Below are 14,189 nucleotides of genomic sequence, written 5' to 3'. Positions count from 1 at the left end.
AAACCTGCGCTGCCGGTTCCCGCAACCGGCAGTTCCACCAGACATCAAGGGGTCAAACATGGCACAGAATGGCCTGTTTCCAGTAACATATGCGCGACACAGGGGTCGGTATTGGAAGCGCTTTTCGTCTTTTCACTTTGTGAATGGCCGATCGGAATGTCCGATTGTCGAAAAAGAGGTTCTTCACGTAGCGGCAGCCTATCCGATCGTGTTCCGTAGAAGCGAAACAACCGTCGAGCCTGTGGCCGTGTTATCGCTGTTACCCGATGCACCAACGCCATTTGTTGCCCAGGACGGCCGTTGGTTGGCCGGTTACATCCCGTCCGATCTGCGGTGCCCACCTTTTCAGGCGAGCTTGCCTGATCGGCAATTCGGCACCGAAGAAAACCGTTTGCAACTCATGGTCGATGAAACACTTGGGCTGGTAACGGACGTTCCCGGAGACGAGCCCTTTTTTACCGAGGCCGGCGACCTGACCGCGGAACTTCATAGAGTTCACACGTTTCTACAAGCACGCGCAGCTTCTGCCCATCAAACGCAGTCTATGTGCGGCGTATTGGACAAGTTGGAACTGTTCGAACCGATGAAGCGCTACGAGGGTGTCAATTTACCAGCCGGATGCCTTGGGATTGCGGCACCACGTTCAAACGCTCTGTCTCAGACCGAAAAACTGACTCTACTGGAAATCGGGGCTTTTCGACTAATCCACGCACACCAAGTATCGCTTTCGCACTTGACCTGGCTATCGCGCGCGCATGAGCAGTCGGGCTGGTCGAGAAAACCAAAGCACTATACCGAAGATTCAGACATTTCGCGTTTTCTCAGAGCCATGGCGCACGCGCAGAGAGAAGAGCTTTTGGAAATTGGTGAAGTGTGATGACGCTCAGGCTTTACCCCACCCATCTCCGAAAGTTCCTTGCCTTGATTTTGGTCCCTTTGATAGCGGCCTGCGCACCTCCACGTGACCTTGCGGGTGTCGAAGCATCGCTTTCCATTGGCTCGGTCGGGGCCGGTGCCCAAGCACCGGTGAAGCGCCTGACTCAAAGCGAATTCGGGCAACGGGTTCGAGAAGCCGTCGAAACAAATCCGAATCTGGCGCAAAGCGCGACAAGGCTCGAAATTGCAAATGCCAACCAAAGGGCGGCAGAGGGAGCTTTCCTTCCGCGAGTCTCAATGGGCGTCAATGGGCGATCCGAGCGCGCGGATTCTGACATTGCGGATGTAACACCTTTTTTGCGAGTGTCGCAGCTGGTCTACGATGGGGGTGCCGCGTCCGGTGAACTGGCGGCCGCAAAGGCACGGGTTCTCGAAAATCGGGGGGGGCAGCTGCAAACCGCTGCGGCACTAACCCTTGCCGCGATAGAAACTTATGTCGTCGTCCTTGATCAGCGCAAGATCCGCGAGATCTCGGCCCAGAACGTTGACGTGCACGAAGAGATCGTGCGTCAGATCACAGAGCGAACCGAGCAGGGTGCGGGGTCGAATGCCGACGTGTTGACCGCACGATCACGCATGGCGGACGCACGAACACAGCTTGCAGACGCTGAGGCCCGAACGGACAGAGCAGAAGCGCAGTTCCGCGAAGTTTTTGGTCAGGCTCCAGGTCCGCTTGCCGCTCCGGTGGCTGCACCCAGGCTGACCCGCACCGATACGCAAATTGTTTTGGACAGCCCGCAGGTGCGCCGCGCGAATGCAGCATTGATGGCAGCGCGGGCCGAACAAACCGCAGCAATCGCACGGCGGCAGCCGGGCGTGGAAATTACGGCGTTTGCCAATCGGGATGACAGCGATGACGCCAATTTCGGGCTCGATCTGTCCTTTAATTATGAACTGGACAGCACCGGTCAACGCCGAGCTTCCATCGCTGCCGCCGAGGCCCAGGTGAGAGAAGCCGAGTTCGCCCGTGAAACCCTGATCCGCGAAATCCGTCGCGAGCTGGAGTTCATCCGCTCAGATCAGGAAGCGGGCGCCGTTCGCTTGCAAGCAGCGCGCCTGGCAGTTCAGGCCAACGCCGAAAGCGTGGATGCTGCGCGCGCTCAGTTCTCAATCGGTCGGCGCAGCCTCATCGAGATACTGGACGCTCAGCGGGACTATGTGCACGCACAGCAAAGGCTGATTTTAGCAGAGCAAAGCTTTTTTCTGACGAACTACGCCGCTCTCAGTCTGACCGGGGACATCCTGGATTTCCTCAATATTTCAATCACTAGCCAGGGTGGTGAATTATGACCGCACTAAAACCGCTGTCTCGTACTCAAGAGCTGACGCCGTTAGAAACCTGCCTGCTGCACGTGGCCTCGCACCTGGATCGCTCGCTTACAGTGGCCGCACTTCAGGCAGCCCATTCTAACGCGTCGGGTAGGTTGAGCATTCGGGACGCAATCGAAGTCGCACATCACGCCGGGCTGCAGGCCGGTTTCGGTGCGAGGAAGCTTGCGGGTTTCGACGACACTCTGGTTCCGGCGCTTCTTCTTTTGGAAAACGACAAGGCCGTTGTCTTCCGCGGACGCGCTAAAAACGGTCTTCTTCTGATTTTTGACCCCGCCATGGGTGAAAGTATCGGTGAAGTCGCGGAATCGGTTATTGCCAAGCACTATACCGGATACGCGATTTTGTTTCGTCGCAGCCACAAAGAAGAATCTGCGAAACGCAACAAGCCTGCGTCCGGCCATTGGTTTTGGTCTGCTATGTTGGCGAACCGCTGGTCCTATGCCCAAGTGGCCCTTGCCGCAGCAGTGGCGAACTTGCTTGGTCTATCAACATCCGTGTTCATCATGGTCGTCTACGACAGGGTGCTTCCGAACGAGGCAACAGAGTCCCTGATCGCCCTAACGCTCGGCGTGAGTCTTGCGCTTGCGTTTGACTTCGCTCTGAAACTCTTGCGCGCAGGATTCATCGACCGAGCTGGTCAAAAAGCCGATATGTTCATGGGGCGGCGCGTTTTCGATCAGGTGTTGAACATCAAGATGAAATCCCGCACCGGTTCGACTGGCGCCATTGCCAGCACCATCCGCGAATTTGAAACTCTGCGCGAGTTTTTCACCTCTGCAACTTTGGTCGCACTGGTCGATCTACCCTTCATCGCCCTGTTTATAATGGTCATTTACGTCGTGGGCGGGCCACTTGCGCTCATCCCGGCGCTCGCTGTTCCTGTTGTTTTACTTGCCGGTATGGCGGTTCAGCCCTTGTTATCGAGGTTGGCCGAAAAGAGCTTCGCTGACGGTCAGTCAAAACAATCCGTTCTGGTCGAAACCGTATCAGGTCTTGAGACCATCAAAACCACGGCTGCGGCGCGTCAGATGCGTGCGCGATGGGATGACGCGATTGAACGACAGTCCTCACACGGCATTCGCAGCAGAACGGTGACACAATTTGCCCTAAACCTAACCGGTTTCACGCAACAGGCGGCACAGGTTCTGATCGTTTTTTATGGTGTGTTTCTGATCACGGACGGCCAGGCAAGTATGGGTGCCCTGATTGCCTCGGTGATGCTGACAGGACGTGCACTGGCCCCATTGGGACAACTTGCGCAGACACTGACTCGCGTCAATCAAGCGCGCAGCGCATACCGAAATCTGAACGCATTGATGCAGGCGGAAAGTGAGCGGCCCGAAGGTCGAAATTGGATCAGCCGCCCGCATATAGACGGTCGTATTTCCTTTAAGGACGTGTGTTTTTCGTACCCAGATCAGACGGATGATACGCTTTCCGGGGTCTCGTTTGATATAGCTCCCGGGGAAAAGGTCGCAATTCTGGGACCGATCGGATCAGGCAAAAGCACGATCACACGCTTGCTGCTGGGGCTATACGAACCCAGGGCTGGATCGGTCATGTTAGACGGCGTTGATATCCGGCAGATAGATCCAGGCGATCTTCGTCGCAATGTCGGTTCGGTTTTGCAGGATGTCTGGCTTTTTTCCGGTTCTATCCGGGACAACATTGCTAGTGGTGCGATCCGACCCCGAGACCAAGATCTGATCGAAGCAAGTCAGGTGGCCGGAGTGGAAGATTTCGTTGTTCATCACCCAAGCGGCTATGACCAACAGCTGGCAGAGCGTGGCGAAGGCTTGTCTGGTGGTCAACGGCAAGCCATCGCGCTTGCCAGGGCGCTGATCGGGCGGCCTCCGGTTTTGCTTTTGGACGAACCAACCAGTGCGATGGACGTGAAAACCGAAGCCGAGGTCATTAAACGCCTGAAACAGGCAACCGCCGACACCACAATGGTGATCATCACGCACCGCACCAGCCTGTTGGCACTGGTCGACAGGGTAATTGTGATTGAACGTGGTCAAGTTGGCGCCGACGGACCCACAAGCATGCTCAGCCAGCACGCACGCGTAGCAGGGAGGCACTTGAATGTCGCGGCATCCTGACCTGGATTCGATGGCCCGAGAAATGCGGGGGCGATCTCCGCTACGGGGGTCGCTCCTGCTGCTAGTCATCTTCGCCTGCCTCCTGACATCGGTGTTTTGGGCTTACCTGACAGAACTGGACGATGTGACCCGCGTGGACGGTCGGATTGTCCCTTCCGCAGATGTTCAACTGATCGAAGCGACGGAACCCGGTGTCCTTCAATCCTTGCACACTAAGGAAGGTCAGATCGTCGAAAAAGGCACATTGCTGATGGAGTTCGACACCACACAAATTGACAGCCAACTGAGTCAAGAAGAACAGCGCGCATTTGGGTTGATGGCACGGGCTCAACGATTGCAGGCGGAAATAGATGGAGCAACCCTCACATTCTCGCCAAAGCTAATCGAAGGTGCTCCGGAAGTGGTGAAATCGGAAACCGCTTTGTTCCAGGGTCGCCAAACCGAGCTGATGGCCGAAATCGCGATATTTGAGCGGCAGCGAGAACAACGCCGCCGCGAGTATGAAGAAGGACTTGTAGATCAGGTCACTGCAGACGAAACACTCAGGATTTTGGCCGAGGAACGCGCAATTATGGCGCCGCTGGTCGAAAAACGGATGGAGCCTGCAACGACCCTTTTGACGCTTCGTAGAAGCGCCGCAGAATGGGAAGGACGTAAAGTTCGAGCAAAAGCGGTTACCAACAGGTTGCAAACCGGCCTCAAAGAAATCGACGACAGGATACAAGCCGCTCACAGCAGATTCCGCAGTGCGGCGCTGACCGATCTAGCAGCCACGACAGCCGAATTGGCCGCGCTCAGGCCATCATTGCCAGCCTTGCGGGACCGTGCGGATCGAGCCCAAGTCCGGTCTCCTGTCCGTGGCATCGTCAATCGCATTCATCGGACAACGATCGGCGGTTTGGCACGCAGCGGGGAAGAACTGATCGAAATTGTCCCATTGGACGACAAGCTGTTGGTCGAAGCCTATGTCCGCCCCGAGGATATCGCCTTTCTGCATGCGGGCCAGTCTGTAAAAATTAAGATCACAGCCTATGATTTCGCTCGTTATGGAGCGCTGGATGGAGAGATCACGCGCATAGGTGCGACTACAATCACTCGAACCGAACGCAATGACGAAGAAGTATTTGTCATCGAAATCCAGACGAGTCATGCAATTTTGGATGCAAACGGGATCGCTGTTGAGATTATCCCGGGAATGATTGCCGAGGTGGACATTCTATCCGGCAAGAAAACCGTATTGGACTACCTTCTGCAACCCGTCATCAAGGTCAAGGATCGGGCTCTGCGCGAATAGTAACCTGAACCCAAGAGGGCTGCGTTGTTTAGCGGCGCGTGCTGGCGGGAGGAAACCGCGACCGGCAACTACTACCACTCGACATCTCCCAAGAAAATGTACCCAGCCCCGTAGATGGTTTTTATCAAACGTGGATTCTTTGGGTCTTCACCCAGTTTGGTGCGCAACCGCGAAATCCTGACATCCATTGCCCTGTCGAAACTGTCACCGGCAGCCCCGCCCAGCGCCTCTTGCATCTGGGCCCGGCTGATCAAACGCTTGGGGCTTTCCAGAAACAGCCGGAGAACTTCGCCTTCGGCATGGCTGAAAGGGGTCTCGTTTCCGGTTCCATCCACAAGAATGTAGCGGTCAAAGTATGCCGTCCACCCATTGAACTGCGCCACGTCCAACTGCATCGTCTGCACCCTTGGCGACCGCAACCGCGCGCGAATGCGGGCCACGACTTCAGCCGGATCGAATGGCTTGGTAATATAATCGTCTGCCCCCAGCTCTAACCCGGTGACGCGATCCTGTACTTGCGCCCGGCCGGAAATGATGATGACTGCGGCCCCCTGCTCAAGGGCCAATCTGTGGACCAGGGCCAGCCCGTCCGTATCCGGCAAGGATAAATCAACCAAACACACATCCGGTGTGACACGTTTAAGCGAGGCTTCAAATTCGCGCGCACGGGAAAAGCTTTGGGTCCGAAAACCGGCCTCTTCCAGTGCGTCTGTCAGAATGCGCCGGATCTCGGGCTCATCATCGACAATGGTTACCAGCGGTTTGGTCATCAGGCAGCCTCGTCTCGGATCAGGGCGGACAGTTGCGCCCGCGTGAACGGTTTACGCAGCACAGGGGCGCGCTTCAGTGCTTCTCGGTGTAGCGGGTCAGAATAGGGCAAGGACGTCATCAGAATGCACGGCAAAAATGGTTTGAGCTTCGCTAGCAGGTCCAGACCAGTCTTCTGCCCTTCAAGACGAATGTCCGAAAGCACAAGGGCAATGTCTTCGACATTTTCCGCCAGTGCCGACGCTTCATCGCACGACGTCGCCTCGATCACCGAAAACCCAAGATCGACCAGCATATCGCGGAACTGGCGGCGCAGGTCGTCGCTGTCTTCGACCAACAGGACCAAACCTTCCTGAACAGGAGGGGCAGGACGATAGGGAAGCCGCAGTACAACCGATGCACCCGACGGAGTGTTGCGCAGGTTCAGGTCACCACCTGCCAGCTTGACCGTGTCATACACCATCGGCAGGCCCAGACCCGATCCCTTGTCGCCTTTGGTCGTAAAGAATGGGTTCAGTGCCTTCTCTAACGCTTCTTTCGAAAATCCGGGACCAGTGTCTGACACGGCGATCTCAGCCCAGATTTCACCAATTGTATGAGCGCTGATCGTGATCTGGCCCGACCCGCCACAGGCATCACGCGCATTGAGCACTAGATTTAGCAAAGCGTCCTGAATCATACCCGGGTCCAACATAAGGGCTTTGTCCGGCAGCGTGTTAACGACCGACAAACCAACCCCGCGCGGCAGCGAAGGAGTAGCCAGAATTCGCAGGTCTTCCAGCAATCCGCGCATGTCCGTCGCCTTGGGTTGAGGTGTTCTGTTACCGGTCATATCAGCGATACGGTTCAGCAATTGCCCGCCTCGGCGGGCCGTTTGCTGGGTCGCGGCAACGAGTTCGCGCGCTTCGTCCGACAAACCCATTTTTTCCAGTCGCGACTGCATACCTAGTATAATAGTCAGCAGGTTGGAAAAGTCGTGGGCCAAGCCACTGGTCATCTGCGCAGCCATTGCGCGACGACGCGTTTGTTGCAACGCAACACGCGCTTGCGTTTCCTCGGTGATGTCGACGGACATCACGTAAACCCCCCCTTCACCATCGGGTGTAAAGGACACTCGGATGCGTCTGGAGTCCTGATCTTCGGTGAACTCAAAAACCGACGTTTCCCCGGCGTACGCCTTCTGCAAAAACGGCTCGACCCGTAAATATGCCGTAGAACCCAACGCCTGAGAAATATGCATGCCCAAGATCTCGGACGGGCGACCGGGCATGACCGAGTTCAGGCGACGATTGGAATAGTCATACCGACCATCGGGGTCCAGATGCGCGATATGGGCCGGCATCATTTCGGTGGTCATGCGCGTGCGCGCTTCGATTTCAGTCAGCTGGCGTTTGGCTTCTTCCAAAGCCGAATTGGTAGCCGCAAGCTTTCTGTTCGTCGCTGACAGCTCCTCGGCCCGATCCAACAACTGACCAGAGAGCTCTTCTGACCGAGCACGCAACAAGGCCTCGGCCTGTTTCGTGTTGGTGATGTCTGTATAGACCGCCACCCAGCCGCCCCTGGGCAAAGGCGCACCTTCGACCGAGATCACCTGACCATTAGCGCGAACGCGTTCGATATAGTGAGGTTCGAATGTCAGAGCCTGTTTTACCCGCAGCTCGACGACTTCCTCGACGTCCTTAACCTCTCCGTATTCGCCATTGGAGGCGAGGTGTCGGATCGTATCGCTGAACAGAGCGCCCGGCTGGACCAGGTGGTCGGGCAGATCGAACATCGACTGAAACGGCCGATTGCTGACCACCAGCCGAAGTTGGCTGTCATAAATCGACAGCGCCTGTCCGATCAGATTCAGACCGGCCGTTGTCATAGCCTTGATTTGCTGTTCAGTTATATCCAAAGCCGCCCTCCCCGCATTACATGCGTAACACCGGTTCCGTCACAGGTGTAGGGGGCAGGCGCGCGACACTTTGGGGCAACAAGCTTTGATCGCTTGTGGATCAATACCTGGCTTTGGACTTTGGCCCTTCGGCCGTTATCGAATCCAACGACAGTGTATGATCCATGTTTCGCATGCGGTGACGCAACATTTGTCGACTTAGCCGCGCCAGATCCGTCGAATATTCGGGATCCGAGGCCACGTTCTGCATTTCTCCGCTATTCTGGTGATCAAACAGAATAGGCGGAAGTTCCGCAGCGAACTCGACCAGAGTAAAACGCCCGTCCCGCAGGATGCCCAGGCACGAGTCGCTGTTGCCCGTTCCCAGAACGTGTTGCCAAACAGAAGGGTCTTCGGGCTCGGCAAAGTCCAGTTCACTGAAAGAATAGCTGCGCCAGTCGTCAGGGGTTTCGCCCTGCAACAGCGGTAGCAGCGATCGCCCGTCCATTGAATTCGGGATCGGCTGACCTACCCAATCCAATATCGTTGGCGTGATGTCGATGGACTCGGTTGGTAAAGAAACAACTGATCCGGCACGCGCCTGATTGTTAGGATCCCGGATCATCAGGGGCGTTTTATAGGCCGCGTCGTAGACGGTCATCTTGCCCCAGCTGTGCCGGTCACCCAGCATCTCGCCGTGATCGGCCGTGATAACCACCATAGTGTCGTCGTATTGGCCACTGTCCTTCAGGAACTGGATGACCCGCCCAACGTGATGGTCGACCTCGGTTGCAAGCCCCAGATATACGGCGCGCAGGGTTTGAATGTTCTCGAGGGTTGGCTCGACGTCATCAAACCCCAGCACGAAATCACCGGCGGTCTGGTTGGCAATTGTCGGGCCAAAGAAGGGATGCATTGCGCTCTCTTCCGAGGCATCCGAAAGCCCGGCGGGCCGAGGCAGCGTCGCTGGATCGTACATATCATTATACGGTGCAGGCGCGACCAATGGCGGATGCGGCCGAATGTATGTCAGATGAGCGAACCAGTTCTCAGCGGAAAACGGTGCCATGCTGTTCAAGAACACATCCGTCAGGAAGGCCGTGTCACTGTCTTCGGCCCGATACAGGGCAGGATCATTTAATCGCGGTTTGCCGCCACTTGGCGCCGTCGGTTTGTGGACATCCCAGTAATCTTTGAACTCATAGCCCTTTTTCATCAGGTGGGAACGCCAAGGGTAGGATTCCTCAAGCCGCATTTCGACCACTTCGTGGAATCCGTTCATCGGGTGTTCATACGATTTCAGGATCGGATCGTTCTGGTTATGCACCCGAGGGTCCGCGGATGTGTCGGTGTACCCAAACAGCATCGGCAGATACCCTGCCTTGCGCATCTCGGTCGCGATGTTCGGGGTGTCGTGCCGCAACGGCGTGCCATTGCGAACCGAGCGGTGATTCATTGCGTATTGCCCGGTCAGGATGGAGGCACGCGACGGGCCACAGGGATTGGTTACCGAAAAATGCTGCTCGAACGTCACCGCTTCGTCCATGAACGCCCGCAAGTTTGGCAGATCGACATGGGCCGCCAAGGCACCGTTCAGGCAGTCGGCGCGCAATTGATCTATGATGATGAACAAGACATTTCCGGCGTGCGGCATTTCGATCTCCCTGATTCCACATACGTGGTACCGAAGCGAACTCTGTCCATGTTCGCAAAGCCCGGCAACAAGATAGTCGCTCCCTGTCGAAATTTGTTTCGGTTCCGGGGCGGTTCGGGTCTGGGTGCGGCTTAGCGAAACGAAAAATGTGTTTGAACGCAACGTCCTATGGGATTGGGGCTTTTGTGCCTGAAATTGTCACCTAGACGCTATTACGCGGCGAAAATTACCGGACAAATTGCAAAAATCCGTTGCAGGTCAATACCCTTTGGCATCACATACGCGCATGACCCAGCCTATGATACAGTCGGACCGTGACGCCAACGGCGTCTACCTGCGGGTTTCGGGTGATCTGCTGACACAATCCTTGGAAACGGTAGAAAAGGCATTTACCTCGTTTCACACGGATGGAAACGACGTCACCGTCGATCTGTCCAAGGTCGACGCGCTGGATACCGGTGGCGCATGGCTGATTGCCGACCTGGCGCGCCGTGTCAAAGCGGGCGGAGCCGATGTGCATTACCTGGGACTAAATCCCGCTCATTCCGCGCTGCTCGAGACTGTGGCGGAAAACATACCGGACGATCCTGGAATCGAAACCGAACGCCGCAGCTTTGTCGACTGGGTAGCAAGTGTAGGGAAACGCACGGTCCAGGCCGGAAAGGATGGCCTGTCGCTGCTCGGTTTTTTGGGTCTGACGCTGCACCGCCTGGTTCGCACCATCCTGATGCCGCGCCGGCTACGTACCGCGGCACTGGTATCCCAAATGGAGGAAACCGGCTTCAAGGCTATACCGATCGTCGCCCTGATGGGGTTCCTGATCGGCGTCGTACTGGCCTTTCAGGGCGCGACTCAGCTGAAGCAATTCGGGGCCGAGATTTTTGTGGTCGAGCTGATTTCGATTTCGGTGCTGCGTGAACTTGGCATTTTGCTGACCGCGATCATTGTCGCCGGCCGGTCCGGTTCAGCCTTCACCGCATCAATTGGTTCGATGAAAGTTCAGGAAGAAATCGACGCGATGCGGACGCTGGGTCTGGACCCGGTTGAGGTTTTGGTAATCCCGCGGGTTGTGGCGCTGTTGATCATGCTTCCGATTCTTGGATTCATCGCGGATATTGCTGCGCTGATCGGTGGTGGATTGATGAGCTGGATCGACCTTGGTGTAAGCCCCGGCATGTTCGTAACACGCCTGAAAGAGAATACCGGTATCTGGCAATTTGCCATCGGCATGATCAAAGCCCCATTCTTTGCGCTTGTTATCGGCGTTATTGCCTGCTGGCAGGCGATGCAGGTCAAGGGATCAGCCCAAAGCGTAGGACAAAGAACAACCGCATCGGTTGTGCAGTCCATCTTTATGGTCATCGCGCTGGACGCCCTGTTCTCGATCTTCTTCTCGGTGATGGAGGTCTGACGTGGACGGTACAACGCTGGAACAGAGCTCCAAGACCGGCACACAGCGCGAGGCCGTGATCCGCGTTCGCAACCTGACGAACCGGTTCGGGCCACAAGTCGTGCACGAGAACCTGAATCTGGACGTTTGGCGCGGCGAAGTTTTGGGGATCGTCGGCGGCTCGGGAACCGGTAAATCTGTCTTGCTGCGCACAATTGTGGGTCTGAACAGACCGGCTGCTGGCAGCATCGAAGTCCTTGGTGTCGACGTTTTGAACGGGCCGGAAGAGGAACGGCGCCGCATTGAGCGTCATTGGGGCGTCGCCTTTCAGGACGGCGCGCTGTTTTCGTCTTTGACCGTTTTGCAGAATGTCATGGCCCCGTTGCGCGAACATACCGGGCTGAGCGAAAAGCTGATGTGCGCGCTTGGTAACCTCAAGATCAGTCTCGTTGGACTGCCGGCACTGAGCTGCGGCAAGCTGCCATCTGAATTGTCCGGCGGGATGCGCAAACGCGCCGCGCTTGCCCGAGCCTTGGCGCTTGACCCCGAGATCGTGTTTCTGGATGAACCAACCGCCGGGTTGGATCCGATTGGCGCTGCCGCCTACGACGAACTGATCGGAGAATTGCAGCATGCATTGGGCTTGACGGTGTTTATGGTCACGCATGATCTGGATAGCCTCTACGCCATTTGCGATCGGGTCGCAGTGCTTGCAGAAAAACGCGTTCTGGTTGAAGGTCCGATTGAAGAAATGACCAAAGTCGATCATCCTTGGGTTCAGGAGTATTTCACCGGCCCCCGGGCGCGCGCGGCGCAAGAGAAGGGGCAGGACAGGTAAAGGCTATGGAGACCCGGGCAAACTATATTCTGATCGGTGCGTTCACCATTGCGGGCATACTCGGTGCCTTTGGGTTTTTCCTGTGGCTCGCGAAGTTCGAGGTGTCACGGCAATACGCGTATTACGATGTACTTTTCGACAATGTCTCGGGTCTGTCCGCCGCAGGCGGTGTGAGTTTTAACGGCCTGCCGGTGGGACAGGTGATTTCGTTGAACCTGGATGAAGATGACCCGTCAAAGGTGCGCGTGAAGTTGGAAGTAGACGCCGATATTCCCGTGACCGAAGACACTATCGCGCAATTGCAATCCCTGGGTGTCACAGGTGTCAGTTACGTTGAGCTGACCGGGGGCAAAAGCGGCGACAAGCGGTTGCCGGAAAACAGCGTGATCAAAAGCAAACGCAGCGCCATTCAATCCCTGTTCGAAGGGGCGCCGAAGGTATTGGACGAGGCCGTTACCCTGCTGGAAAGTCTGAACGAAGTTGTCGACGACAAAAACCGCAAATCCGTCAGCGACATTCTGGAAAACCTGGCCGCGGCTTCGGGCAAATTGGACAAAACACTTTCGGATTTTGAAAATCTATCAACGGATCTTGGCGGGGCTGCGAAACAGCTGGGCAACTTCACCACACGCCTGGAAAAGCTTGCCGACACGGCCGAAACGACCCTGACCACAGGGACGGACACCCTCAAAAGCGTGAAGACGGCGGCAGAGTCTGCGACGGCAACTCTGGATACCGCCAAGGGCACAATCGAGACTGCTGACCGTTTGATCAAAGACGATCTCAAGGCCTTCATTGATCGAGCATCGGAGTTGGCAGAACGGCTGTCGGGGTTGTCGGACGAAGGCAGCGTCGCTTTGGCAACGGTCAACGAGACCTTCTTGAACGCAAACAAGACTTTGGGATCGATCACCGGCGCCATGGAAACCGCAAACAGCACGCTTGTGTCTGCGGAAAAGGCCTTTGACTCGGCCAACAAGGTGATAAACGAAGACGTCGGAGCGGTCATGGACGATATCCGAAATGCCGCCAACCAAGTTGCGACCACGGTTTCGAACGTCACCGATAAGCTGGATAAAATCTCGGCCGACATCCTGAGCGCGTCACAATCTGCGTCCGAGTTGATGGGAACCATCGACGGCATCGTTCAAGACAACCGGCGACAATTGTCCGATTTCCTCCGCGTCGGCCTGCCGCAATTCACACGGTTTGTGGAAGAGTCGCAACGGCTTGTAATCAGCCTGGATCGGCTGGTGGATAAAATCGAACGTGACCCGGCACGCTTCTTACTGGGGACCCAAGCATCGGAGTTTCGCCAATGATCAGGCTCTTTCTCTTGGCTCTGGCGCTGGTTTCGCTGGCAGGTTGTACCGGATTGGGGACGCTCAGACAGGCGTCCAAACCGAACGATCTGTATCTTTTGACGCCAAAAAGCACCTTTTCGTCGTCTTTGCCGCGCGTTCAAAAGCAGATCGTCGTGCAGGAACCGACGGCGACCGCTGCGGTCAACACCGATCAGATCGCCATTCAGCCAACGCCGCTTCAGGTGCAGTATCTGCCGCGTGCAAGGTGGGTGGATCGCGCACCACTGATTGTTCAGGCGCTGCTTGTGGAAAGCTATGAAAACAGTGGAAAAGTGGCCGCCGTAGGCCGTTCGACTGTTGGCCTGCGTGCGGACTACGTCATTGTCCCGGATCTGCGTGAGTTTCAGGGGCTCGTCATCAGTGACGTAGAGGGGTCAAAAAGCATACGCGTAGAGGTGCGCCTTAACATTAAGATTATCGACGAGTTCGAAGACAAGATCATCGCATCAAGCTCATTTCGGGAATTTGTTGTATCGGCAAGTGACAAGACACCGGATCTTGTGAGGGCTTTCGACGAAGCTTTGGGCAAGACCATGCGGGACGCCGTGGAATGGAGCGTGCGCCGCATCAACACCCACGCGGCCAACAACCAAAGATCGTACTGATATGAGCTGGGCGCTGCCTAGCGCAGCGCC

11 protein-coding genes are annotated in these 14,189 nt (G+C 56.4%); 8 read left to right on the top strand and 3 right to left on the bottom strand.

What is annotated here, in order from left to right; all coding sequences use genetic code 11:
• Positions 1–58 precede the first annotated feature (58 nt).
• Genes ACR0AA_RS14100 through ACR0AA_RS14085 form a run of 4 tightly spaced genes read left to right on the top strand, consistent with a single transcriptional unit; the run spans position 59 to position 5,664 of the window.
• Positions 59–877, top strand: coding sequence for a SapC family protein (locus ACR0AA_RS14100; RefSeq protein WP_480664795.1), 819 nt, complete (start codon positions 59–61; stop codon positions 875–877).
• Positions 877–2,226, top strand: a complete 1,350-nt coding sequence (locus ACR0AA_RS14095) for a TolC family protein (RefSeq protein ID WP_480664796.1) — start codon at positions 877–879, stop codon at positions 2,224–2,226. The genes ACR0AA_RS14100 and ACR0AA_RS14095 overlap by 1 nt, the downstream gene beginning before the upstream one ends.
• Complete coding sequence (locus ACR0AA_RS14090; RefSeq protein WP_480756280.1) at positions 2,223–4,370, top strand: type I secretion system permease/ATPase; 2,148 nt, start codon at positions 2,223–2,225, stop codon at positions 4,368–4,370. The genes ACR0AA_RS14095 and ACR0AA_RS14090 overlap by 4 nt, the downstream gene beginning before the upstream one ends.
• Positions 4,354–5,664 (top strand): HlyD family type I secretion periplasmic adaptor subunit, encoded by a 1,311-nt coding sequence (locus ACR0AA_RS14085; protein ID WP_480756279.1) that lies wholly within the window; start codon positions 4,354–4,356, stop codon positions 5,662–5,664. Before ACR0AA_RS14090 ends, ACR0AA_RS14085 begins: the two co-directional genes overlap by 17 nt.
• A 71-nt stretch (positions 5,665–5,735) precedes the next feature.
• Here the strand turns inward: ACR0AA_RS14085 and ACR0AA_RS14080 are convergent, their stop codons facing one another.
• From ACR0AA_RS14080 to ACR0AA_RS14070, 3 genes are all read right to left on the bottom strand, one after another.
• Positions 5,736–6,434 (bottom strand): response regulator transcription factor, encoded by a 699-nt coding sequence (locus tag ACR0AA_RS14080; protein ID WP_480756278.1) that lies wholly within the window; start codon positions 6,432–6,434, stop codon positions 5,736–5,738.
• Positions 6,434–8,329 (bottom strand): hybrid sensor histidine kinase/response regulator, encoded by a 1,896-nt coding sequence (locus ACR0AA_RS14075; RefSeq protein WP_480756277.1) that lies wholly within the window; start codon positions 8,327–8,329, stop codon positions 6,434–6,436. Before ACR0AA_RS14075 ends, ACR0AA_RS14080 begins: the two co-directional genes overlap by 1 nt.
• Positions 8,330–8,429: 100 nt before the next feature.
• Positions 8,430–9,962 carry an alkaline phosphatase family protein gene (locus tag ACR0AA_RS14070; protein ID WP_480664801.1) on the bottom strand — a complete coding sequence of 511 codons (1,533 nt, stop codon included), beginning with the start codon at positions 9,960–9,962 and terminating at the stop codon, positions 8,430–8,432.
• Positions 9,963–10,260: 298 nt separating this feature from the next.
• On the opposite strand from ACR0AA_RS14070, the gene ACR0AA_RS14065 reads away from it, so the two are divergent.
• From ACR0AA_RS14065 to ACR0AA_RS14050, 4 genes are read left to right on the top strand one after another with little or no spacing between them, the layout of a single operon-like run.
• On the top strand, positions 10,261–11,373 hold the full coding sequence (locus tag ACR0AA_RS14065) for an MlaE family lipid ABC transporter permease subunit (protein ID WP_480664802.1): 1,113 nt from the start codon (positions 10,261–10,263) through the stop codon (positions 11,371–11,373).
• A 1-nt stretch (position 11,374) separates the two neighbouring features.
• Positions 11,375–12,190, top strand: coding sequence for an ABC transporter ATP-binding protein (locus ACR0AA_RS14060; protein ID WP_480664803.1), 816 nt, complete (start codon positions 11,375–11,377; stop codon positions 12,188–12,190).
• A gap of 5 nt (positions 12,191–12,195) precedes the next feature.
• Positions 12,196–13,512 (top strand): MlaD family protein, encoded by a 1,317-nt coding sequence (locus ACR0AA_RS14055; RefSeq protein ID WP_480664804.1) that lies wholly within the window; start codon positions 12,196–12,198, stop codon positions 13,510–13,512.
• Complete coding sequence (locus tag ACR0AA_RS14050) at positions 13,509–14,159, top strand: ABC-type transport auxiliary lipoprotein family protein (protein ID WP_480664805.1); 651 nt, start codon at positions 13,509–13,511, stop codon at positions 14,157–14,159. Before ACR0AA_RS14055 ends, ACR0AA_RS14050 begins: the two co-directional genes overlap by 4 nt.
• Positions 14,160–14,189 lie beyond the last annotated feature (30 nt).

This window comes from Ruegeria sp. CE8 (genome assembly GCF_056537465.1).
This window is presented reverse-complemented; position numbering and strand designations above follow the sequence as displayed.

Bases quoted from the DNA above. Each gene is read 5' to 3' on its own strand.
- ACR0AA_RS14100 (WP_480664795.1), top strand. From the start codon at position 59: ATGGCACAGAATGGCCTGTTTCCAGTAACATATGCGCGACACAGGGGT.
- ACR0AA_RS14095 (WP_480664796.1), top strand. From the start codon at position 877: ATGACGCTCAGGCTTTACCCCACCCATCTCCGAAAGTTCCTTGCCTTG.
- ACR0AA_RS14090 (WP_480756280.1), top strand. From the start codon at position 2,223: ATGACCGCACTAAAACCGCTGTCTCGTACTCAAGAGCTGACGCCGTTA.
- ACR0AA_RS14085 (WP_480756279.1), top strand. From the start codon at position 4,354: ATGTCGCGGCATCCTGACCTGGATTCGATGGCCCGAGAAATGCGGGGG.
- ACR0AA_RS14080 (WP_480756278.1), bottom strand. From the start codon at position 6,434: ATGACCAAACCGCTGGTAACCATTGTCGATGATGAGCCCGAGATCCGG.
- ACR0AA_RS14070 (WP_480664801.1), bottom strand. From the start codon at position 9,962: ATGCCGCACGCCGGAAATGTCTTGTTCATCATCATAGATCAATTGCGC.
- ACR0AA_RS14065 (WP_480664802.1), top strand. From the start codon at position 10,261: ATGATACAGTCGGACCGTGACGCCAACGGCGTCTACCTGCGGGTTTCG.
- ACR0AA_RS14055 (WP_480664804.1), top strand. From the start codon at position 12,196: ATGGAGACCCGGGCAAACTATATTCTGATCGGTGCGTTCACCATTGCG.
- ACR0AA_RS14050 (WP_480664805.1), top strand. From the start codon at position 13,509: ATGATCAGGCTCTTTCTCTTGGCTCTGGCGCTGGTTTCGCTGGCAGGT.